28 protein-coding genes are annotated in these 21,748 nt (G+C 62.5%); 16 read left to right on the forward strand and 12 right to left on the reverse strand.

The genetic code is table 11. The features are described 5' to 3' along the window. The first annotated feature begins 356 nt into the window (after positions 1-356). Both AVS7_RS07425 and AVS7_RS24300 read left to right on the forward strand, forming a co-directional pair. Positions 357-1,253, forward strand: coding sequence for a DNA-binding protein (locus AVS7_RS07425; protein ID WP_020227806.1), 897 nt, complete (start codon positions 357-359; stop codon positions 1,251-1,253). A gap of 14 nt (positions 1,254-1,267) precedes the next feature. Beyond that, entirely contained in the window at positions 1,268-1,492 is a 225-nt protein-coding gene (locus AVS7_RS24300; protein WP_144425061.1) for a hypothetical protein, read from the forward strand. 35 nt (positions 1,493-1,527) lie between these two features. Here AVS7_RS24300 and AVS7_RS25425 read toward each other — a convergent pair whose 3' ends face one another. Then, positions 1,528-1,761 carry a DNA-primase RepB domain-containing protein gene (locus AVS7_RS25425; RefSeq protein ID WP_369799084.1) on the reverse strand — a complete coding sequence of 78 codons (234 nt, stop codon included), beginning with the start codon at positions 1,759-1,761 and terminating at the stop codon, positions 1,528-1,530. A 1-nt stretch (position 1,762) separates the two neighbouring features. After that, entirely contained in the window at positions 1,763-2,068 is a 306-nt protein-coding gene (locus AVS7_RS07430) for a hypothetical protein (protein ID WP_020227807.1), read from the reverse strand. Between the two features lie 169 nt (positions 2,069-2,237). On the opposite strand from AVS7_RS07430, the gene mobQ reads away from it, so the two are divergent. The 8 genes from mobQ to AVS7_RS07470 all read left to right on the forward strand — a co-directional run bounded on the left by mobQ (position 2,238) and on the right by AVS7_RS07470 (position 8,085). Continuing rightward, positions 2,238-3,590, forward strand: coding sequence for a MobQ family relaxase (gene mobQ, locus AVS7_RS23535; RefSeq protein WP_020227808.1), 1,353 nt, complete (start codon positions 2,238-2,240; stop codon positions 3,588-3,590). 41 nt (positions 3,591-3,631) lie between these two features. After that, complete coding sequence (locus AVS7_RS07440) at positions 3,632-4,069, forward strand: hypothetical protein (protein WP_200405916.1); 438 nt, start codon at positions 3,632-3,634, stop codon at positions 4,067-4,069. A gap of 258 nt (positions 4,070-4,327) precedes the next feature. Further along, positions 4,328-4,615 (forward strand): hypothetical protein, encoded by a 288-nt coding sequence (locus AVS7_RS07445; protein ID WP_020227810.1) that lies wholly within the window; start codon positions 4,328-4,330, stop codon positions 4,613-4,615. Beyond that, on the forward strand, positions 4,612-4,914 hold the full coding sequence (locus tag AVS7_RS07450) for a hypothetical protein (protein ID WP_020227811.1): 303 nt from the start codon (positions 4,612-4,614) through the stop codon (positions 4,912-4,914). Before AVS7_RS07445 ends, AVS7_RS07450 begins: the two co-directional genes overlap by 4 nt. Before the next feature lie 122 nt (positions 4,915-5,036). Then, a complete protein-coding gene (locus AVS7_RS07455; RefSeq protein ID WP_020227812.1) occupies positions 5,037-5,615 on the forward strand; it encodes a recombinase family protein in 579 nt (192 codons plus the stop codon). 95 nt (positions 5,616-5,710) lie between these two features. Continuing rightward, on the forward strand, positions 5,711-6,562 hold the full coding sequence (locus AVS7_RS07460) for a BglII/BstYI family type II restriction endonuclease (protein WP_020227813.1): 852 nt from the start codon (positions 5,711-5,713) through the stop codon (positions 6,560-6,562). Next, positions 6,559-7,254 carry an MT-A70 family methyltransferase gene (locus AVS7_RS07465; protein WP_020227814.1) on the forward strand — a complete coding sequence of 232 codons (696 nt, stop codon included), beginning with the start codon at positions 6,559-6,561 and terminating at the stop codon, positions 7,252-7,254. Before AVS7_RS07460 ends, AVS7_RS07465 begins: the two co-directional genes overlap by 4 nt. 15 nt (positions 7,255-7,269) lie before the next feature. Next, entirely contained in the window at positions 7,270-8,085 is an 816-nt protein-coding gene (locus AVS7_RS07470; RefSeq protein WP_020227815.1) for an abortive infection family protein, read from the forward strand. Positions 8,086-8,202: 117 nt separating this feature from the next. Here the strand turns inward: AVS7_RS07470 and AVS7_RS07475 are convergent, their stop codons facing one another. The 4 genes from AVS7_RS07475 to AVS7_RS07490 all read right to left on the reverse strand — a co-directional run bounded on the left by AVS7_RS07475 (position 8,203) and on the right by AVS7_RS07490 (position 11,611). Further along, positions 8,203-8,913: a metallophosphoesterase gene (locus tag AVS7_RS07475; protein WP_020227816.1), complete on the reverse strand. Its 711-nt coding sequence runs from the start codon at positions 8,911-8,913 to the stop codon at positions 8,203-8,205. Between the two features lie 378 nt (positions 8,914-9,291). After that, entirely contained in the window at positions 9,292-10,128 is an 837-nt protein-coding gene (locus AVS7_RS07480; protein WP_000480968.1) for an aminoglycoside O-phosphotransferase APH(6)-Id, read from the reverse strand. Then, positions 10,128-10,931, reverse strand: coding sequence for an aminoglycoside O-phosphotransferase APH(3'')-Ib (gene aph(3'')-Ib / locus AVS7_RS23550; RefSeq protein ID WP_001082319.1), 804 nt, complete (start codon positions 10,929-10,931; stop codon positions 10,128-10,130). The genes AVS7_RS07480 and aph(3'')-Ib overlap by 1 nt, the downstream gene beginning before the upstream one ends. Before the next feature lie 65 nt (positions 10,932-10,996). Continuing rightward, complete coding sequence (locus AVS7_RS07490; protein ID WP_000904906.1) at positions 10,997-11,611, reverse strand: recombinase family protein; 615 nt, start codon at positions 11,609-11,611, stop codon at positions 10,997-10,999. 125 nt (positions 11,612-11,736) lie between these two features. Here AVS7_RS07490 and AVS7_RS07495 point away from each other — a divergent pair, with 125 nt between their 5' ends. Beyond that, positions 11,737-14,622: a Tn3 family transposase gene (locus tag AVS7_RS07495; RefSeq protein ID WP_001138082.1), complete on the forward strand. Its 2,886-nt coding sequence runs from the start codon at positions 11,737-11,739 to the stop codon at positions 14,620-14,622. 73 nt (positions 14,623-14,695) lie between these two features. Here AVS7_RS07495 and AVS7_RS24705 read toward each other — a convergent pair whose 3' ends face one another. From AVS7_RS24705 to AVS7_RS07520, 6 genes are read right to left on the reverse strand one after another with little or no spacing between them, the layout of a single operon-like run. Further along, positions 14,696-15,436, reverse strand: coding sequence for an HAD domain-containing protein (locus tag AVS7_RS24705; RefSeq protein ID WP_020227819.1), 741 nt, complete (start codon positions 15,434-15,436; stop codon positions 14,696-14,698). Beyond that, the gene (locus AVS7_RS23320; protein ID WP_020227820.1) at positions 15,433-15,828 is read right to left on the reverse strand and encodes a type II toxin-antitoxin system MqsA family antitoxin; all 396 of its coding nucleotides are present in this window, start codon (positions 15,826-15,828) and stop codon (positions 15,433-15,435) included. The genes AVS7_RS24705 and AVS7_RS23320 overlap by 4 nt, the downstream gene beginning before the upstream one ends. Next, positions 15,825-16,061 carry a hypothetical protein gene (locus AVS7_RS23555; protein ID WP_024001118.1) on the reverse strand — a complete coding sequence of 79 codons (237 nt, stop codon included), beginning with the start codon at positions 16,059-16,061 and terminating at the stop codon, positions 15,825-15,827. Before AVS7_RS23555 ends, AVS7_RS23320 begins: the two co-directional genes overlap by 4 nt. Next, on the reverse strand, positions 16,058-17,029 hold the full coding sequence (locus AVS7_RS23560) for an HAD family hydrolase (RefSeq protein ID WP_020227821.1): 972 nt from the start codon (positions 17,027-17,029) through the stop codon (positions 16,058-16,060). Before AVS7_RS23560 ends, AVS7_RS23555 begins: the two co-directional genes overlap by 4 nt. Positions 17,030-17,051: 22 nt before the next feature. Next, entirely contained in the window at positions 17,052-17,252 is a 201-nt protein-coding gene (locus AVS7_RS07515) for a hypothetical protein (RefSeq protein WP_020227822.1), read from the reverse strand. Further along, on the reverse strand, positions 17,249-17,752 hold the full coding sequence (locus tag AVS7_RS07520) for a hypothetical protein (RefSeq protein ID WP_234449984.1): 504 nt from the start codon (positions 17,750-17,752) through the stop codon (positions 17,249-17,251). The genes AVS7_RS07515 and AVS7_RS07520 overlap by 4 nt, the downstream gene beginning before the upstream one ends. A gap of 211 nt (positions 17,753-17,963) precedes the next feature. Here AVS7_RS07520 and AVS7_RS07525 point away from each other — a divergent pair, with 211 nt between their 5' ends. From AVS7_RS07525 to AVS7_RS07540, 5 genes are all read left to right on the forward strand, one after another. Beyond that, complete coding sequence (locus AVS7_RS07525; protein WP_024001122.1) at positions 17,964-18,593, forward strand: ParA family protein; 630 nt, start codon at positions 17,964-17,966, stop codon at positions 18,591-18,593. Positions 18,594-18,804: 211 nt separating this feature from the next. Further along, complete coding sequence (locus AVS7_RS24710) at positions 18,805-18,969, forward strand: hypothetical protein (RefSeq protein WP_020227825.1); 165 nt, start codon at positions 18,805-18,807, stop codon at positions 18,967-18,969. Between the two features lie 149 nt (positions 18,970-19,118). Beyond that, positions 19,119-19,388, forward strand: a complete 270-nt coding sequence (locus AVS7_RS07530; RefSeq protein ID WP_234449985.1) for a partition protein C — start codon at positions 19,119-19,121, stop codon at positions 19,386-19,388. 266 nt (positions 19,389-19,654) lie between these two features. Further along, on the forward strand, positions 19,655-20,923 hold the full coding sequence (locus tag AVS7_RS07535) for a replication initiation protein (RefSeq protein WP_024001125.1): 1,269 nt from the start codon (positions 19,655-19,657) through the stop codon (positions 20,921-20,923). Positions 20,924-21,134: 211 nt separating this feature from the next. Continuing rightward, positions 21,135-21,485 (forward strand): hypothetical protein, encoded by a 351-nt coding sequence (locus AVS7_RS07540; protein ID WP_020227828.1) that lies wholly within the window; start codon positions 21,135-21,137, stop codon positions 21,483-21,485. Positions 21,486-21,748 lie beyond the last annotated feature (263 nt).

Below are 21,748 nucleotides of genomic sequence, written 5' to 3' on the forward strand. Positions count from 1 at the left end.
CTACCAACACCACCTCCGCGCCAGTGCTAGCTTTTCGTACCGTCACTTATTGCACTGAAAACGAGGAGACCCCGCAGCGAAGCGAGGACACGGGCCAGACGGGGCGAACCCTTGACGCGACAGGAGCGGCCAGAGCCTGACGAGTGGGGGCAGGACAAGGGCGAAGCCCGCCAGGACTGCCCCCCGAGCCTCACGGCGGCGAGTGCGGGGCGTGGGGCAGCGCCCCACATTCGGCGGTTGGAATCTACGACCAGACGGCGATACGTTACGAAAATCGCTTGCATATCGTATCTGTATCGTGTATCATATCTGTATTGATACAATTTACATTGGTACGATACGAAAGGGCAACGATCATGGCACGCCAAGGCATCACATTCGAGCAAGTCGCCGCCGTCGCTGATGCGCTGGCGGGCGAGGGTCAGCAGCCGACTATCCGGGCCGTGCGGGAGCGGCTAGGCGCCACCGGCAGCCCGAACACGATCCACAAGCATCTTTCGACCTGGCGCGAGGCCCGCCCGGTGGCCGCAGCCGCTGCACCGGAACTGCCGCAGGCACTGACCGCTGCCATTGCCGCCGAGATCGAGCGGGCCGCATCGCAGGCACGCGGCGAGATCGAGGGCCGTCTGGTGCAGGCGCAGGCGGAAGCCGCTGAACTGGCCGCCGCTGGCGAGGCGCTGGAGGCCGAGCGCGACGAGCTGGCCGAGCAGGTTGCCGTCCTCACCACAGAGCGCGACACGCTGGCAGGCAAAGCCGCCCAGCAGGCCGCCGACTTGGCCGAGGCACAGCAGCGCATCGAGCGCGAGCAGCAGGCGGCAGAGGCTGCCCGCGTGGAGGTGGCAACCGCCCGCCTCAAGATCGAGGCACAAGCCGAACGGCAGGCAGAGCAGGCCACAGAGATCGAGCGGCTACGCGCAGCCCTCACAGAAGCCCAGCAAGGCCGCACCACTGCCGAGCAACAGGCCGCCGTGCTGGGCGCAAAGTTGGAGGCTGCCGCCGACCGGATCAATCGTGCCGAGGCGCGAGCCGAGCAGATCGAAAAACAGGCCGAGAAAACCGCGCAGCAGCACGCCGAAGCCCGCGCCGCATCGGCGCAGGAAACCCGACAGGCACAGGCCGAGCGAGACGACGCCCGCAAGGTGGCGGCAGAGGCCCGCGAGCAGGCGGCAAGGTTGGCGGGGCAGCTTGAAGCGCTGCAACGTTCACAGGACACGCAAGGGGCGGCAAAAAATGCAGCCACGTCGCAGAAATAGAAAGGAACTGAGTGATGCCTAGCGCCGTAGAGTTTCAGCGGCTGGCCGATGAATTGCGGCAGGTTGAAAATGCCATCATCCAGGCCGCCAGCGATGGCGATCAAGAGCTTGTTCTGTTGGCCGTGGGGGCACTTTCATCGGCAGCCAGTCGTCCCGCCTGGTGGGCAAGAGAAGCATCCGAAGCTGAAGCGGCATCCGTGATGGCTGCTGTTATCGAAAAAGCTCAGCAGATTTGGTGACAAAACCGCATTCAGCGGATCAGGGCGATGTACGGTCAAGTCTTGGTCGTTGAGCCGTACCGTCTCGCCAACAGATGGGCGGCTAGATCACGCTGTTCCTCTGCGAAAGGCTCCCCAAAATCGACTGAAACGCGATAGCGATCAGGGCCGATTTGAACGACTTCCACAGGCTCCTCGTTCTCTTTCATCAAACGCTCTAGACCATCGCCTGAGAGTTCAACGGAGACGAACGTTTTTGGACGTGAAGCACTGCTTCCAGCATTCATCATGCTAGCCCTCAGCAATTTCTTTCTTTGGGGATTCTGTGGGCATTACCTGTAGATCAAAAAGAGCCCGGTCGTCAGCCCGCGTCAGGTATTTGTCCAGACGCTCCATGAAGCGCTGTCTGGTGGCCTCATCGCGTTCCATCATCTCAAGCACCATGGCACCAGCCAGGACTTTACGGCGTGTGTCCTGACTGCGCTGTACCTTGGCTTCGATTGCCTTTTTACGAGCCTCGATCTTTGCCTTCTGCGCCTTAGCTTGTTTCAGCTTTTCTTCGAGCGCCTTGATCTTGTCCTCGATACCTGCCGCCATGTCTTTGCCTCCCTGGGGTTGATGGCCGCATTTTAACCTCTAGCAGTGGAGGCGCGCGCCCGGTATCATGGCTTCCCGGCCCGAGCGAAGCGAGTCATGAAGGGCGCACTTATGCAAACTTCGTTTGCGTGCGGTCAGGGCTGCGCCCCGACACCCCGAGGAAACGCCCGTGGCGATCTACCACCTATCCGTCAAGACGATAAGCCGGTCTGCCGGTCGCAGTGCGACAGCGGCAGCGGCCTATCGTGCCGGGGTGGAGATCACCGACGAGCGCACCGGCGAGATTCACGACTACACCCGCAAGGGTGGCGTCGAATCCGCCGAGCTTGTCTTGCCTGCCGGTGCGCCAGAGTGGGCCGCCGACCGGGCGGCACTCTGGAACGCTGCCGAGCAGGCCGAGACGCGCAAGAACTCGACCGTTGCCCGCGAGTTCGAGATTGCCTTGCCGGAGGAACTTTCCCCCGCAGAGCGGGCGCGGTTGGCGCGTGACTTCGCCCGCGAACTGGTGGAGCGGCACGGATGTGCGGCTGACGTGTGCATCCATGCCCCCGGCAAGGACGGCGACGACCGCAACCACCACGCCCACATCCTGCTGACCACCCGCCGCCTCGGCCCGGAGGGCCTCACCGAGAAAACCCGCGAGCTAGACGACCAGAAAACCGGCTCCAAGTTGGTCACGCAGTGGCGGGAGCGGGTCGCCGCGCTGACCAACGAGCGGCTACGCGAGAACGGCATCGAGGCCCGCGTCGATCACCGCACCCTTGAGGCGCAGGGCATCGAGCGGGAGCCGACCCGGCACCTTGGGCCAGCGGCCACCGCTATCGAGCGGCGCACCGGCCAGCCCAGCCATAAACGCCAACAGCACAACGAGGACGCGCTAGAGCGCCTCCAGCGTGCCCGCGAGGCGGGCGAGTTGGAACGCCAAGGCAAGGAGGCAGAGCGCTCCATCATCGACTTGTCGGGTGACTTGGAAGCGGCCAAGTTGGAGCGGTCAGAACGCCAGCGCATCGAGCGCATGAATAGCAATGAGCTTGCCGCCGAGATCAGGCGTATTCGACCTTCGCCGGTGGCTAGCCTGGTAGAGCGTGACCAGGCCGTGAGAGAAGCCGCCGCCAGGCTGGAACAGTTGAGCGCCCAGCACCAGGCTGGTCAGCAACAGGAAGCCCGAGCCAAGGAGCAGGCCGAGCAGTGGCGGGAGCAACATAAGGTGCAAGCGTGGTTGCATGATCGAGGCATAGGCCACGCGCCCGAGCTGCGCGAGCTGGAAGAGTTGCGCGAAGCGGGGCGCACGCAGTGGCTCACTACTGCCCCGCGCATCCAGGACGCGATACTGTCCAAGCGCAACGTAGAGCAGGACGTCCGTGAGCGCATCCGGTTTGAGCAAGCGCCCACGCTGCTCAAGGTGGACGAGCTGGAGGCACTGCGCCAGGAGAAGGTGCGCCAGGAGTTCGAGCAGCAAACGCGCCAGGATGAAAATGAGAAGAAGGTCGAGCCACGGCACGACCGGGGAATGGAGCTGTGATCCCTACAACGTCTCTGCACCCATTGCGCTACATCGGAGGCATGGCGGCGCTGAATCTGCCGTCATCGACCGGCACAGGCGATTGGCATTTTGTGCAAACCTTCGAGCGCGAGCGGCAGCACCGTTCTCGCTCTTTCATTTCGGGCGCTGGGTGTCTGACCGACACAACCGGCCTCCTTGGGGACGCAGGTATCTACGAGGCTAGTGAGCTTTTGCGGACGCTGGGGATCAAGTTCGAGGGAGACACAGCCTACGCTGCCAACCATGCCCGCGCATGTGCTGATTTGGTGCTGGCAGCCGTGATGCGTGGCTTGTCACCGGACTTTGTGCGACTGGATGACTGGATGCCCCGAGAGAGTGACAAGCAGGCCGTCTATGACCTCATAGACCGAGCCTTGCCCCGAATGGATGCCATGCAGGCCGAGGTTGTGAGGGTGTGGCAAGGAAAGCAGGGGGGTGGCGTTGCGAATGAGAGCTGACGCAATGGCCGCTCTACTCTGTGTGAAGTCGATAGGCCGAGAGGCTATGGCAGACGAAGTGCAGCAGTGGATCGACTGGTGGCAACCGTCCTATGCTGCTGCACAGCGTCTATCTGCTGATGAAATAGCGGCTCTCAAAGCCGGGGGATGGTGGCCGCCTGCTACGGATAGGCAGGTGACTGAGATGCCACCACAAGTGGCACAGCGGGATGTACCAAATGCACCGGATGAATTGCACCAAACGTGGCAGGAATCGCCGTGATCCTCTTTCTCGACTTCGACCGCGCACTGCATGCTTGTGACAACAATCATTTTCGGGAGATGAACATGACAGCCAACGATGCCCAGCCCATGAGCCAGAAGCAGGCCGACGCCCTTCGGCGGGAATGGGCGTTGCTGCTCAAGATGGGCTACGCCAGCCAATGGACACCAGCACAAAAGATGGCACGACAGGATGAAATCGTCGCCTTGCTGCTGCGGTCGGGCCAGACCCTGCCACGGGCGTTGACCCGGCAGGAATTACTCTCCAGCCATGCCGCCGCATGAGTGCGAGCACTGCCCGCGACATTGAGCAGGCGATGCTGGAGCGCTGCCTCCAGATTGCCACCACACCGGGCGATATGCCACGAGATCAGGCCGAGGCCAACGTCTGCCGGTTGGCCGGGATGATCGTGGACGGCAGGTATCCAGAGGCTGGCAAACGGCTGTCTGATGCGGCTGCGACCTACTTTGCCGACCATCCAGAGCAGCAAGTGCCGTCCGCAGAGGTCGTCCGGCGCGGCTGGATCATCAACGCCCCGCGCCTGCGGGATCGTCTGGAGCGCTTGCTTGGCGAGTGCTGTTAGTGTTTTAAAGTGTCCAATAAACGGTGCCAAACTGGACAGTTCAGGTTGACACCCAAAAAGCCTCCCCTGTGGATGCTTCCAGTGTTAAAATTCCCGTCATCTTTTCAACGTCCCGAAAACGTATGGCAGCGTGCCGATTCGGCTATGCCCGAGTCTCAACCGAAGATCAGAACCTCGACCTCCAGCGCGATGCGTTGAAGGCCGCCAGGTGCGATCGGGTTTTTGAAGAGAAGGCCAGCGGCAAGTCGTCGGCGCGGCCCAAGCTCGAAGAGTGCCTGGCCGCCTTGCGCGAAGGCGATACCTTGGTCGTGTGGCGACTGGACAGGTTGGGTCGCAGCCTGTCAGACCTCGTGCGCATCGTCGGGGATCTCAAGACGCGCGGCATCGGCTTCGAGAGCTTGAACGAGCGCATCGACACCGGCAGCGCGACGGGCGGACTCATGTTCCATGTGTTCGCAGCGTTAGCCGAGTTCGAGCGCAACGTGATCCGGGAGCGCACCCAGGCTGGCCTGGCTGCTGCACGGGCGCGCGGTCGGGCGGGTGGGCGCAAGCCCAAGATCGGCGACAAGGAACGGCGGGAAATCCAGGCGCTCTACGACGCCAAGACCGTCCCCGTCACCGACATCGCAAAGCGGTATGGCGTTTCGAGGACGACGCTGTACAAGCACCTTGACGGGGCTGCGGCCTTGTCCGGGAGGTAGGAAAACAGGCGGCAGGAGCAAAGGCGGCAACCGATGCACCTGCCTAACCACAACCAGCCTTTATAGGAGGCAAGAGATGGCTACGAACACTTTACATGGCACAACAAGAAGATCCAGATCTCGCAGGGAGCGAGAGCAAAGAGCAGGACGCGGAATCGCTCGATGACGTTGCGCTGCGCCCAGGCCCGAACGCCGACGCGGCTGCTGACGTTGAGCGGTACATCAGCGCCGAAGTCCGCGCGCTCTACGACGTGTACAGCTACCGGCATGCCGCAGCGATCCTGGCCAACTCCTTCCCCGAGGAGTTGCAGCAGATCGAGCGCGCCTTGCTGGACTTCCGCATCACGGTCAAAGACATCGGCACCCCTGGCGGGAACGAGTCGGACATGCCCAAGAAGTTCTCTCGCACCCTTCGCCCCGCAGGCTGGGTGGAGACGCGCATTCAGGGTGACTTGCTGGTGCGCATGCAGGAGTACGACGAGCTGTTTGCTGCCGATGGCAAGGCCCGCAAGGTCAAGCGCTCAGAAAGCACGCCGCGCATGATCGAGAACTTCATCGACGGCCACAAGATCGACTACGTGAAGGGTCGGGTCGCGTTTGACTTGGAGTGGAACTCCAAGGATCAAACGTTCGACCGCGACCTGTATGCCCTGCGGGCATTCCACGAGTGCGGCCTCATCAGCGCCGGAGTGATGGTGACGCGCAGTGCCAGCCTGAACCCTGTGTTCGAGGTTGTGCCGCAGCTCACCAAGTCCGGTGAGCCCGAGCTGCACAAGACAGGATCGAAGGCTGGCCAGCCCAAGAACGTGCGACAGAAGTACGGCGCGAGCACGACCTGGATGGGCAAGCTGCTTTACCGACTCAACGCGGGTCGGCATGGCGGTTGTCCTGTCCTGGTGTTCGGGATCACGCCCAAATTGATTTCAGACTGGAACCCACAACCATGACCAAGAAAAAGCCGGATGCTGCACCCAATGCAGCACTGGAGCTGCTGACCCAGCACGGTGGCCGCCGCTTCTCAACGATCCTGGCCGATCCACCTTGGCAGTTCCAGAACCGAACCGGCAAGGTTGCGCCAGAGCACAAGCGACTGTCGCGTTACGGCACGATGGAGCTTGAGGACATCATGTCGCTGCCCGTCGCGCAGATCGCCGAGGACACCGCGCACCTCTACCTGTGGGTGCCCAATGCCTTGCTGCCCGAGGGCCTGCAAGTGATGGCCGCTTGGGGCTTCCAGTACAAGAGCAACATCGTCTGGCACAAGATCCGCAAGGATGGCGGGCCGGATGGTCGCGGCGTCGGCTTCTACTTCCGCAACGTGACCGAGCTGGTGTTGTTCGGCGTGCGTGGCAAGAACGCACGCACCCTCGCCCCCGGCCGCAGCCAGGTCAATTTCCTGGCCACGCAGAAGCGAGAGCACTCCCGCAAGCCCGACGAGTTCTATGAAATCGTCGAGTCGTGCAGCCCTGGGCCGTTCCTTGAAATGTTCGCGCGTGGCGCGCGGCCGGGCTGGGACGTGTGGGGCAACCAAGCCACCGAGGAATATTTCCCCGACTGGCCTACCTACTCCAACCACTCCCAGGCCGAGCGGATCAACGGCCGCGCCATGTCGGACTTGGTTGCTGTCCCTGCAAAGTAAGGCGGCTGTTCGTCGATGGCAGACCTCACCGGGAGCGACCGCCGCAAGCTGGAAAAGATGTTGGGCATGGGCGGTGGCTACGTGCTCAACTTCTCTGATCGCACGTTCGGCGACTTCTTCGACGAGTACCGCGTCGAGATCGACGCCGAGCGCTACCGCGCACGAGGCACGTCCAAGGCCAACCGCATGCGCACCCACTTGGCGCTTGACGCGAACCATGTGGTCGGCCGCGTCATCGGTGGCTTGATCGACCACGCCACTGACGAGAGCTGCTTTGGCGATAGCAACCCGGTGCTGATCGAGGACTGCCGCAAGATCGCCCAGCGCCTGCTGAGCGACCAGCCGGTAGCCGAGCTGGACGCGCTTGCCGCGACCGCTGACGAACGCGACTTCGAGGTGGTTGCGGAGCACGTCCGCGAGGCCATCGAGAAGAACCAGCCGGAGGGCGCACTGGATCGGCTGCACACCTTTGTCATCAAGTTCGTGCGAGTCGCCTGCGAGCCTCACGGCATCGACATCAACCGCGACAAGCCGCTGCACAGCGTGTTCGGTGAGTACGTCCGCGCCCTGCGCGACGGTGGCCATCTCGAATCGGCCATGACCGAGCGCATCTTGAAGTCCTCGATCTCAGTGCTGGAGGCGTTCAACGACGTGCGAAATCACAAGAGCCTGGCGCACGACAACCCCATCCTCAACTACGAGGAAAGCCTGCTGATCTTCAACCACGTCGCCGCGTCGATCCGCTTCATCAAGTCGCTTGAAGCCAAGATCAAGGCCAAGGCGGCGACAACAAAGGCCGCAAGTGCGTGGGATGACGATGTGCCGTTCTAGCGCGTCGATAATCACGCATGGCCGTACCTACCTCGGCCCCCGCTTTTCCTCCCTGAGCGGGCTGTGCGACAGCGCAGTTCCAGCGGCCCCCTGTGTGGGGCCGCTCTTTTTCCGGCGTCAGGTCTGACGATGCGCCCTCGCCTCGTCAAAGTCGCCAGGCCGCACCGTGCGGCCGTTGGCGTCGCTGACGCCGCAGAAGCCGACCCCGAAGGCATCGAACCCAAGCCGCTCGCGGTGGCCGCTGTAGTCCAGCCGATCATGATGATGGCCGTGGAACGCTTTGGTGACGCCGAGGCTGCGGCCCAGCTCGTCGATAGCGTCGAAGCCGTGCGGGTGCGAGCTGGGAGCCTCATGCGTGACCAGGATGTCGGCGCGCTGACCGACCAGGCCGAAGTAGTCCGCAGGGAAGACCGAGCTGCGATGCTTGCGCGGCAGGCCGCCGCGCCAGAGGTTGCCCTTGCCGCACCGAGCGGCGAAGTCCTCGGGCCGCTCATGCAGCCACTCACCAGGCGGTGCCCACACCTGGCCCCGGAAGATGCCGCCCAGGCCCGCGATTCGCAGCCCGTCGATCTCGACCACGCGGCCGTGCAGGTTACGGTCGGCAAGGGCAGAGCCAAACAGGTTGTCGTAGTCGGCCTCGGAGTCCGTGTCGTGGTTACCGTGAATGAACCACACCTCTGTCTTGTCGAGGATCGTGGCCAGCTCGATCTCCAAGGGGCGCTGCGCCTGCAAGTCGCCCAGGAAAATGACGGCGGCCGGACGATCCTGCCTAACCACGTCGAGGACGTGATCGAAGCAGCCGTGCGTGTCGCCGAAGAAGTAGATCATGACGATGCCCCCTGCCCTGCTTCGCGCAGCCGTCGCTCCAGGCGATCACGGAGCCGAGGCAGGTTAACGATCCAGCCACGCCGAACTGTCACGGCTGACTCAAGCAGCTCTGAAGGATGCGCGGCAAAGTACGCGGTTGCGGCTTGAGCCAGGCGACGCCTGGCATCGTGCAGGTTGTGGCTCAGGATCATTCCGGCGACGCGACAGACGTTCGCTTCGGCCGGTGTGCGTGGAGCGTCCAGCGTGGCCGTCGCGATCTCCACGCAGCATTCGGGGTCGTTTGCGGGAGAGGGCGAAATCCTACGCTAAGGCTTTGGCCAACGATATTCTCCGGTAAGATTGATGTGTTCCCAGGGGATAGGAGAAGTCGCTTGATATCTAGTATGACGTCTGTCGCACCTGCTTGATCGCGGCCGCGATAGCTAGATCGCGTTGCTCCTCTTCTCCATCCGCGTTCCAAGCTGCGGAAAGGCACCCATAAGCGTACGCCTGGTCGAGCAGGCGACGCGGATCGACGTCCAGCGCACGAGAGAATGCGTCCGCCATCTGTGCAATGCGTCTAGGATCGAGACAAAGGTCGTCTCTGTCAGCCGGATCGTAGAACATATTGGCGGCGCCAAAGCCCACTTCACCGACCAGACCGACGGGATCTATCACCAGCCAGCCGCGACTGGAGAACATGATGTTTTCATGATGCAGATCGCCATGTAGCCCACGCAGTTCCGAGGCATTGCTCATCATTTGATCGGCTATAATCGCCGCGTGGACGTAGTCAGTTTGACAACCTGCGTTTTGATCATCGCGCGCCCGCTGAAACAAAGCTGCAAAGCGATCCCGGATCGGGAGAAGGGCAGAAGGCAGGGGTTCCTCAGATGCGGCATACAGCTTCGCCATTAGTTCCGCTGCAATTTCGGTCGCCTGGTAGTCGCCGTGCTCGGCAACGATGTGAGAGAGCATTCGCTCCCCGGCATATTCGAGCAACATCAGATTGTTCTCACGACCGAGCAACCGGACTGCTCCCCTCCCATTGCGCCATACCAGATAGTCGGCCCCGCGCAGTTCATCAGCAATGTCTTCTATAGGTTTCAATCCCTTGACGATTGCAGGAGTCCCGTCTGGCAATGAAACTTTCCAAACGAGGCTGGAAAAGGTGTCCGCAATGAGAACAGGTTGCGAAACGTGCCAATGAGCAGGAAAAACAGGCGGCATGAACATCAACCCCAAGTCAGAGGGTCCAATCGCAGATAGAAGGCAAGGCGTTCGCGGTCGGGGGCTTCGATCCCCAATACATTGAATAGGACAGCGAAGGCGCGCTCTGCTTCATCTGGCGCTGCCCAGTTCTCTTCGGCGTTAGCAATCATGAGTGCCAAATCGGCATAGCGATCTGCTGTTCCGAGCCGCCCAAGGTCGATCAGACCCGTGCATTGAAGAGTTTTAGGGTCCACCATGAAGTTCGGCATGCAGGGATCACCATGGCAAACAACCATATCGGTGCGCTCTTGGTCGAGCCGCACCGGTAGCTCTCGTTCGACACGAGCCAAAAGATCGAGCTGCGGCGTACTCTTGTCCTCGTCCGGTAAGAAGTCGGGATTGACGGCATTGCGGGACACCACATCAACGGCGCGTCCGAACATTCGCGACAGCCTGCGCTCAAACGGACATTGATCAACCGATAGGCTGTGAACAGCGCCAAGTTGCTGCCCCATTGACGGCCACGCTTTGAGCAAATCCGCTCCAGACAGATCAGCCGCCGGTACTCCCGGAATTGCCGTTATCACCAAGCATGCACCCTCCTGTTCCTCCTGCCAGTTGATCACCTCGGGGCAAGCCACACCTCGACCTTTGAGCCAAATGAGGCGGTCACGCTCTCCAGCGAGCTCACCGCGGCGGGAAGCAGGTGCGATTTTCGCGAAGGCATGCCCGTCACCACGTCGAAAAACAAAATCACCAGATTCTCCGCCTCTGACAGGCAACCAGTCAGAATGCGATTCACCAAAAAAAATATTAGTTCGATTCAATGGAGGTTCCTTCAGTTTTCTGATGAAGCGCGGAGGTGGCTCAACCTGCGAAAAGAAACGAGTTGCTACGTAAGTCCGAGAACATGCTTTCCATGGTCTCTGAGCTCGCCTTTGGGACCGACATATCGGTAGAGAGTGACGCGCTCGATGCCGAGTTCCTTGCAGAGATCGGAAACTGAAGTATCGCGCTGGGCCATGGCGGCTTGCGCGAGACGCACCTGAGCTTTGGTGAGCGCGAATTTTCGTCCGCCCTTGCGACCGCGCGCTCTCGCGGAGGCGAGACCCGCCATGGTGCGCTCTCGGATCAGATCCCGCTCGAACTCGGCCAAGGTGGCGAAGATTCCGAACACCATGCGACCGGACGCAGTCGTGGTGTCGATCTGAGCGCCCTTTCCAGTCAGAACCCGCAGGCCGATCTTGCGGTCTGACAGCTCCTTCACCGTGTTGACCAGATGGGCAAGCGATCGTCCGAGGCGATCGAGCTTCCAGACCACCAGCACATCGCCGTCACGCAATGACTTGAGGCAGGCAGTCAAGCCAGGGCGATCATCACGACCGCCGGAAGCAAGATCATCATAGATATTGTCCCGTTCGACACCTGCGGCGCGCAAGGCGTCGTGCTGCAGGTCGAGAGACTGCGAGCCATCGGCTTTGGAGACGCGGGCATATCCGATCAGCATGTATCACAAACGTTGGTTTGAGGCGGCGCTTCGGCCACGATTGCATTGACCTCTGGAAATGTATCTCAACCAGCTTCATAAACAAAGCGTCTTGAACGCTATCAGATTTTGAAAAAGGAACATGTATGCCGCGTCGCGTCACTCTAACCGATCGGCAGAAAGACGCGCTGTTGCGCTTGCCGACTTCACAGACGGATTTGCTCAAGCACTATACGCTGAGTGATGAAGACCTTGGGCATATCAGGCTGCGTCGGCGCGCTCACAACAGGTTCGGCTTCGCCCTGCAATTGTGTGTCCTGCGCTATCCCGGCCGGGTGCTGGCTCCAGGCGAACTGATCCCTGCAGAGGTCATCGAATTTATCGGAGCGCAGCTTGGCCTGGGTGCCGACGATCTCGTAGACTATGCTGCCCGCGAGGAAACACGGCACGAGCATCTTGCCGAGTTACGGGGGCTCTACGGCTTCCGCACCTTCTCCGGACGTGGTGCGAGCGAGCTGAAGGAATGGTTGTTCCGAGAAGCCGAGATGGCGGTGTCGAACGAGGATATCGCCCGTCGCTTCGTAGCCGAGTGCCGACGCACCCGCACTGTCCTTCCCGCGACATCCACGATCGAGCGGCTTTGTGCCGCGGCTCTCGTCGATGCCGAGCGACGCATCGAGACGAGGATCGCCAGTCGGCTGCCTATGTCGATCCGAGAACAGTTGCTGGCATTGCTCGAGGAGACGGCTGATGATCGGGTGACCCGTTTTGTGTGGCTGCGCCAGTTCGAGCCTGGCTCGAACTCTTCGTCGGCCAACCGGCTGCTCGACCGGCTCGAATATCTGCAACGCATCGATCTCCCCGAGGATCTGCTTGCCGGCGTTCCTGCCCATCGGGTGACTCGTCTGCGCAGGCAGGGTGAACGGTATTATGCCGACGGCATGCGCGATCTCCCGGAGGACAGGCGGCTTGCGATCTTGGCTGTTTGCGTCTCGGAATGGCAGGCGATGTTGGCCGACGCAGTGGTCGAAACCCACGACCGGATCGTCGGCCGTCTCTACCGTGCTTCGGAGCGTATTTGCCATGCAAAGGTCGCAGACGAAGCGGGGGTGGTGCGTGACACCCTGAAATCCTTCGCCGAGATCGGGGGCGCCCTGGTCGATGCACAGGATGATGGCCAGCCGCTGGGCGATGTCATCGCGAGTGGGTCAGGGTGGGACGGCTTAAAAACCCTTGTTGCAATGGCAACCAGGCTGACCGCCACCATGGCCGACGATCCGCTCAATCATGTGCTCGACGGTTATCACCGCTTCCGCCGATACGCTCCACGCATGTTGCGCCTGCTCGATCTGCGAGCTGCGCCCGTTGCACTGCCGCTTCTGGAAGCGGTGACGGCCCTTCGTACCGGTTTGAACGATGCCGCGATGACCAGCTTCTTGCGGCCCAGCTCGAAATGGCATCGCCACCTTCGGGCCCAGAGGGCTGGCGACGCTCGCCTATGGGAGATCGCGGTGCTGTTCCATCTGCGCGATGCGTTCCGCTCCGGAGATGTCTGGCTTACTAGGTCCCGGCGCTATGGCGATCTGAAACACGCACTCGTTCCGGCACAATCCATCGCGGAAGGCGGTCGTCTCGCTGTGCCATTGCGGCCGGAGGAATGGCTGGCAGACCGGCAAGCTCGCCTCGACATGCGGTTGCGCGAGCTTGGCCGTGCCGCTCGCGCAGGCACGATCCCGGGCGGGTCGATTGAAAACGGCGTTCTGCATATCGAGAAACTCGAAGCCGCCGCGCCGACAGGCGCCGAAGATCTGGTGCTCGATCTCTACAAGCAGATCCCGCCCACGCGCATCACCGATCTCCTGCTGGAGGTGGATGCGGCGACCGGCTTCACCGAAGCGTTCACCCATCTGCGCACAGGAGCACCCTGCGCTGACCGGATCGGGCTAATGAACGTTATCTTGGCGGAAGGGATCAACCTCGGCTTGCGCAAAATGGCGGATGCGACAAACACCCACACCTTCTGGGAATTGATCCGCATTGGACGGTGGCATGTCGAGGGCGAAGCCTATGACCGGGCGCTGGCCATGGTGGTCGAGGCACAGGCAGCGTTACCCATGGCCCGGTTCTGGGGCATGGGCACGTCGGCTTCGAGCGACGGACAGTTCTTCGTCGCTACAGAGCAAGGTGAGGCCATGAACCTGGTCAACGCGAAATATGGCAATACCCCGGGCCTGAAAGCCTATAGCCACGTCTCCGACCAATATGCGCCGTTCGCAACCCAGGTGATTCCTGCAACGGCAAGCGAAGCGCCTTACATCCTCGATGGCCTGCTGATGAACGATGCTGGACGCCATATCCGCGAGCAGTTCACCGACACGGGCGGCTTCACCGATCACGTCTTTGCCGCATGTGCCATTCTCGGCTACCGGTTCGCTCCGCGCATCCGCGACCTGCCATCCAAACGGCTCTACGCGTTCAATCCGTCGGCCGCCCCGGCGCACCTGCGAGCGTTGATCGGCGGAAAGGTCAACCAAGCCATGATCGAGCGCAATTGGCCCGACATCCTGCGCATCGCCGCCACCATTGCTGCCGGGACCGTCGCGCCAAGCCAGATTCTGCGGAAACTCGCCTCCTATCCGCGGCAGAACGAGCTCGCGACAGCCCTGCGGGAAGTCGGTCGCGTCGAGCGCACCCTGTTCATGATCGACTGGATTCTGGATGCCGAACTCCAACGGCGTGCCCAGATCGGGCTCAACAAAGGCGAAGCTCATCATGCGCTGAAGCGGGCAATCAGCTTCCACCGCCGCGGTGAAATCCGCGACCGTTCCGCCGAAGGCCAGCATTACCGCATCGCCGGCATGAATCTGCTCGCCGCCATCATCATCTTCTGGAACACCATGAAGCTCGGCGAGGTCGTTGCAAACCAGAAACGCGATGGAAAGCTGCTATCGCCCGATCTCTTGGCCCATGTTTCGCCGCTCGGATGGGAACACATCAATCTCACCGGAGAATATCGCTGGCCAAAGCCTTAGCGTAGGATTCCGCCCCCTCCCGCAAACGACCCCCATTCGAGCATCGCAGCCTCCTTGTCTCGGGCGTTGTCGTTCATGGGACGTGCCTCCGAGCGATAGCGGGTGGCATGTCGCTGATTTGCTTGGTAGAGACGACTGGAGGCCACCAGCGGCCAGCTTTCAGCCGGGCGACCTCGGCGGGCTCCAGCGTGACGGCGGTCAGGTACGAGCACTCCCACCATTCCACCCATCGCACCAGGTCAGCGAATGTCTCGCTGCGCCCAACCCTTGGCAGGGTGAGCACGTCGGCCATCGTGTCGGCTACTGCCCAGGCGTGCGCTGTGTTGCCGAGGGCCGCAGCAATGCGGACGCGCGCCGAAGGCGCGGACAGGCCCCGGCTGCTGTCGGTGGCCACCAGCTTGTCACGGTCAGCATCGGCCCACCCTTCCGGGTGGTCATCGACGGCGATCCAGTCGGTGAGGCCAGCTCGATCCACGTAGCGGCGGATTTGTTGGTATCGGGTGGACGTGTCCCACCAGGTGCCTCGTCCGAGTGGGCGGTGCTCGTCGTCGCACGCCATGCCGGAGTGCCAGGTGGAGCCAATGACCCTTGGCCGCAGCTCGGCCGGGAGGTAGTCGCGTGCGCGGCTGAAACGCAGCTCGCGCGCCCAGCTCGTACTCAGCACGATGCGGACATGCGGCGCGCTGGCCAGCTCGTCCACCAGGTGGCTCGACCACATGAACAGCTTGCCATCGGCGCGCAGCACTGGCCGCCCGCGCTCCAGGTACACCGCGTCAGGATGCAAAACGCCGTCGAAATCCAGGAAGAGGATCATCGTCGATGGAGTTCCCCGGCTGCATCCATGACTCGCTGGCCTTCCGCGCCGTCCAGGATTACCTCGCCGCAGGCGTTGCAGTAGTCACCCGTCAGAGCTGTCAAGGTCACAGGCGTGCCATCGCTGCGGCTGAGTACATGGTCGCGGGTGTCTCTCACCAGGGCAGATGCGCCGCAGCAAGGACAGATGGTGAAAAGACCCAGCGTGCGCATGAACTCACGTTCCCTGCTGGTTAGCGCGAGCCAGTCAATGTCACCCAGCGCACGCACGTACAGGTGCAGGCAGGCGCGGCCGTCCAACTTCGTAGCGGTCGTGTGTGGGCTGGCCAGCGCAGCGAGAACCGGAAACTCTGCCAGCGGGTAGAGGGCGTGCATGACGGCTGTGTCAGTCATGGCTGCAACCCTTCTGGCCCTTGTCTGCCGTACCAACAGCTATTGGCCCAGCATTCCCAGTCCCATGCGTAGGCCGCACGCTCGATGCCGTCAATCTTTGGGCATTGGGAGCCGTAGAGTGCCGCCCAAAACTGATCGCGCCACGGCTGCGGAATCTCTGCGAGGTTGACGTAAAACGGTCGGCCCTCGTACTCATGCACCGGAACCGCAGCAAGCAGCTCGTCGCGTGTCATCGTGAGGCCCCGTCCAAGTCGATGACGACAGCGCGGAACGGCTCATCCGTCGTCTCGTCGTCGGGCAGCTCGCGGTATTGGCCAACAGGCGTACCGGCCCAGTTGCGCTGATGCCTTGCCGCATCGGTCACACGGACTGCGCCTGCGTGGTCGATACCGCCTTCGGCCGGGATCATCACCGGCAGCGTCGTCGGGAGCCCTTGCAGTGCGGCGATCAGATCACCGACCGTCATCGGATGAGCTGCCCGAGGGATGCTGGCCATGCCTGGCTCTTGCCCTCCTGCCGCCGCCAGGCGGGCGCGAACGCTCGCCGCTGACACCCCTCGGTCTGGATTCGCCCGCAGTGCGTCGTAGGCGCTGCCGATGGATGCAAGCTGATCGCTGGTCAGCAGGACATCAGCGAGCACGTCGAGCAGCGACTGCCCTCCCCTCCTGTCCAGGTGCCGGGCCTGCATGCCGAAGGCACGCGGGCCGTCCACATCGCAGCGCTTGGAGTCCCCCACGAAAACCACCTCACCAGGCGCGCAGCCCAGCGCGTCGCACACGCGCTGGAAGATGGCCGGTTCGGGCTTGGCCAGGCCGACCTCGTAGCTGAATACGTAGGCGTCCAGACCGGGCAGCAGGCCGAGAACGGCGGGGCCGTACTCGGCCGCCAGGTTGCTGCACACAGCCAGGCGCAGACCCGCTGCGCGGGACTGCTCCAACACCTGCGGCACTTCGGCGAAGAGCCGCAAGCCCGCCAACTCTTCGGCCAGGTCGGCCTCGATGTCGGGCAGCAGATGCTCCAGACCCAGCTCGGCCGCGAAGGTGGCCACCGGCACGTCGCGGGTGAGGAATGGCAGGCGTGCCGCGCCCTCCCCTCGGCCGGTCAGGAGTCGGCTGTAGGGAGCCAGGCGCTGGCCGTACTGGATCGCCGTGCCGAAGGCATCCAGTACGAGCGCCTTAGTTACGTGGTTACGTGTTGCCATATCTACGCTAATACGTATTTAGCTACTCGAACAGCTCCCGGTCGAACTCGACCCCGGCCACCACCAGCGGCTCGCCGCTGGGCCAGCGCGTAGGCGGCGCGTGATCGCGCACCACCTGCACATCGGTGTCGTCGCTGATGACAGCCACGTCGGCCTCAGCCAGGGCGGCACGCCCTACCCGGTCGAACCGGCAGGTGTTCGAGTTGAAGCTCCAGACTCTCATAGTGGATCTCCTGGTTTCTTGCCTGCGCGGCGCATGGCCTCGTCATAGCGGTCGTGTTCCGGCGTGCCGGGCGGGTGGAAGTTCGGCAGCCAGCGCGTCTGGCCGCCGTCATCGACCTCGATGATCGTGATGGCGCGCGGGCGGCCACGCGGGCGCGTCGGCCGCTCGATGCCCGCCTTCTTGAGCCGCTTGGCGAATGCGTCCAGCAGCTCCCACAGCTCTTCGCCGTCCGACTCGGTGTAGGTGACGACGGCCTTGTCCAGTGCGTGGCAGGCGTTGCGCAGCGTGTCGGCCAGGCTCTCCCCGGCCAGGCGGTAGACGGCCAGGTCGGTGTCCTGACGCTCTTCCTTGTCATGCTTGGCCTTCCAGGCTTTCCACTCGGCCAGCTCTTGCGCCGTCAGCGGGCCGTCCTTGCACCGCGCCATGACCTCGGGCGGAATCTCCCAGCCGTTTACCAGCTCGCTCAGCTTCACCGAGAGCACGAGCTTGTTTGCTCGCAAGAACTGAAAGCTGTTCACGTAGGTCGGGATGCCCGTTTTTCGGCTTCTAGCCACATTTATCGGCCGCTTGTATTGCATTCGCTCTCGGTGCTTTTGTTGTCGTCAGATAAAAGTCATTGTACGCAAAGCCGCCGAACTGTGCTAGACTCGCGTCACTGGCTAAATACGTATTCACGTAACGCCGTAGCGCCACCGATAAGGAGATACGTACATGAAGATGAAGGTTCTCGCCCTGTGCTCCCAAAAAGGTGGCGTGGGCAAAACGACTCTCTGCGGTCACTTGGGCGTCGAAGCCGAGATCAAGGGCCACGGCCCGGTCGCACTGATCGACACCGATCCTCAAGGCTCGCTCGCGAGCTGGTGGAACGAGCGCGAGGCACCGGAGCCGGTCTTTGCCCAGGTGCAGATCGCCAACCTGGCCGAACACCTGCGGCTGCTGGACGAGGCTGGAATCAAGCTGGCCATCATCGACACGCCGCCTGCCGTGACATCCATGATCGAGCAGGTGATGGCGGTTGCCGACCTGATCCTGATCCCAACGCGCCCGAGTCCGCATGACCTGCGCGCCGTGGGCTCGACCGTGGAGATTGCCGAGCGCGCGGGCAAGCGCATGGTTTTCGTCGTCAACGGCGCAGCGCAGCGCGCCCGTATCACGGGCGAGGCGGCCATCGCCTTGTCCCAGCACGGCACCGTGGCCCCGGTGACGCTATACCAGCGCACCGACTTTGCCAGCTCGATGATCGACGGCCGCACCGTCCAGGAACTCGATCCTGCGTCCAAGTCAGCCGGTGAAGTGGCTGAGCTGTGGAGCTACGTCGATAAGCAACTGCGTAAGGCTTGAGATACGCTAATACGTAGTTAAGGAGATAAGGATGTCGAAAACCAAAGCAAGCTCCCTCAGCGCAGGACTCATCGCGAAGAAGGGCCAGGCCGTGCCTGCCACCGCGTCAGTGGCACCCGTCGAGGATGTTGCCGCACCGGCACCGGCCCCCGCCGTCAGTGTGGAACCCGCTCCACAGTCTCAGGCGCAGCCTGAGGCGAAGGAAGCGGCCGTGATCCCCGAGGCTGGCTACTACAAAGCGCTGACCGTGAAGCTCAACCGGGCGCGCTACGAAAAGCTCAAGACGCTGGGCATGCGCCTGGACAAGAAGTCCCAAGCCATCTTCGAGGCGGCGCTGGACGACTACCTGGCCAAGCACGCCGACAAGCTCGGCTGACCGCTTCCCATGCGGGTTTCAGAGCATGGACGGGAGTCCATACATTCAATCAAATTTTTCGGGTATGCGTGGCGATTGAAATTAGATGCAATCTCTTGCATACTCGGTGCTATTGGGGAATAATGATGATGGTTGCAAGCCTACAAGAGATGCCTGCGAAGTTGATGAAGGCGTTTGCCGAGCGCGGAAGCGTTGGCAACGTCCGCGTCCAGCAGGCCGACAAGGGGTTGGTCATCGTGTTCAATGCTGGCGGCGGAATGGACGAGTGCGTGCTGGGACAGGCGCGCGGCGGTGTCCGCTACTTCCAGAGCTTCGATGGTGCGGCTTCGACTTTGCAGTCGATGGGGATCGTCGAGTTCGCGGCCAACAGCCGGAACTGGGTTCCCCGGACTTTTAAGGGCGTTTCGGCGTCCGAGTAACGAACAAAGGAGTGCGCTGACCAGAGCAGCGAACAGATAGCGAACGTACAAAGCAAAAAGCCCCGTTTGGCGACGGGGCTTTTGCTGATTAGGCGGGTTGCGCCTTGGAGCGGAGTTAGGAGACGGTTTGGCGACTGTCTCTTAGAGCCGTCCGTAGAGATCGGAAAGCGATAGCCGAATTCTACTCTCCAACGCTCCCGATGGGCAAGCTTTTTCTGCGTAGCTACGTGGATACGTAGTTACGCGCCTCGGCAAGCGGAGCGTGGATGGCATCGGCGGTACTTGAAAACACACTGAAAGCGCGGTTCGACGAGCCTGCATCACCCATGCAACGGGTGATCGAGCAGGCTCCGTACTACCCGCGTTGCAGTGACGACAAGACCGCCACCAAGCAACGGCCCACGAGCTACGCAGTCCGTTGGCCTTACATGCAGGTCAACCGACCCGGCATGGTGTCGTGGTTGGTCTTTGACTGCGACCACGCCGACGTTTTCCGTTGGGACGCGGCCGGGTTGCCGCCCCCAAACCTCATCGTGGCCAACCGCACTGGCGGGCCTGGCTTCCACCTGTTTTATGCGATCACGCCGGTCTGCACGACCGAGAAGGCGCGCGAGCATCCGCAGCGCTACATGCGCGCGATCCGCGACCGCATGGTGGAGCTGCTGGGGGCTGATCCCAACTATCACGGCGGGGGCGTCACCAAGACGCCCGGCCACGCCTGGTGGCACACCATCGAGCTGCACCCGCATGAGTACAGCCTGGGCGAGCTGAACGAGTATTTCGAGCTGCCAAAGGAAGAGCGACGGTTCGGCAAGGTGCCCGACCTGTCTCTGCATCACCACGCCCGGCACGCGACGCTATTCCACGAGCTGCGCTATTTCGCTTACTCCATCGTCAACGGCATGAAGGAGCAGAGCAGCTACGACGCCTTTTATCAGCGCCTGTTGACCGAGGCGCAGCGCCTGAACGACTACGGCAGCAAGCGCGGTTTCATCGACCTCAAGCGGATGGTGCCGCACACCGATCTGCGCGCCTCACAGGTGCGCGCCACGGTGCGATCTATCGCCCGGTGGACGTGGGACAAGTACACGGGCGACGGCCGCTGCAATCGCGGCGTGATGCGTCTCAGCAAGGCGCTGCCGCTGGTCGAGCGCCAGCGCCTGGCCGCCGAGCGCACGCATGGCGAGCGCTCGGCGGCCACGGCCGCGCGCATCCAAGCCGCTTGCGGGCTGTTGCGCGCCAAGGGCGAGGCGCTGACCCAGACGGCCCTCGCGGCGCTGACGCGCTTGTCGCGCCAGACGGTGGCCAAGTACCAGCAACTGATCGACGAATTCACCAGCCGTGTCGCCGAGGCCCCCGCCCCGAAGGAGGAGGCCGCTGGCCAGCCGGTCATTGTTAAGTTTGCTACACGTCAGATAACCGCCCCCCCGGCCGCCGCAGGCGAGTCCGGAACCTCTGCGGTGCAGCGTGAGCCCAGTCGGCCTGCTTTGAGGCTTGTCGTCGGTGGCCCAGCGCCTCCGCTGGATTCGAGCTGAGCCGGTGGAGCTGGAATGAGTAGCCCAAAGCGTTTCTTAAACGCGAGTAGCCGCAAGCTGGTTGTGGGTAAGTCCGTCAGGACTTATCCATCATCCAGCGCCGCAGGGAGCGAAGCGACCGAAGGTGTCTTTCCGCCGCGCGACAGCGCGGCCCCCCCTCCTGTTGTCGGTTCGGCCAGGTGGTTTTTTGAGCGTGATCTTGGAGGTGTGTATGGCCAAGCGGTCGTTTGACGATGAAACCTTGAAGTGGGTGCGCGAGATGCCGCTGTCGCTGGTACTCGACCGGCTGCGGGACGCCGGGAAGCTGTTTTGGCGTCGCGATCCCGACTTCAAGCCGGAGAAGGATGCCCGCACGGTTCGGCTTTATGTGTCGTCGCCGGACGGTGCCGCGTGGGAGCTGCTGGTGACAGGGCCGAAGTGGTTTGACACGAGGGCAGGGAAGGGCGGCGGCGGTGGGATCGACCTGGTGATGCACCTGCTGGGGCTCGATTTCGTCAAGTCCGTCAAGCTGCTTGCCTCGGTGGGTGCGCCTGGCCAGCGTCAGCCGGAGCGCCAAGGCTGAAATTCGGGCGGCTCGCTGCTGCGCATCGACCGGGCTCTCGTGCTTCGCATCGAGCCTCGCAAGCGAGTCTCGCCCCCTGCGGGCTTCGATCTTCCCTCCCGTTGGTCGGCCTGCCGCTTTCGCCCTCTGGGCGACCAAAACCCCCCTTTGGGGTTCTGGACTCCCTGGCGTGGGGTCTTGCCCCACACGCCGCAGGAGCAGGGGGGACGGCCTACGGCCTTTGGACTCCCTGCTCCTGGGCTTGAGGCTGGGGACGTTCCAAC

The sequence above is a fragment of the Acidovorax sp. MR-S7 genome (genome assembly GCF_000400995.2).
Lineage (GTDB): Bacteria > Pseudomonadota > Gammaproteobacteria > Burkholderiales > Burkholderiaceae_C > MR-S7.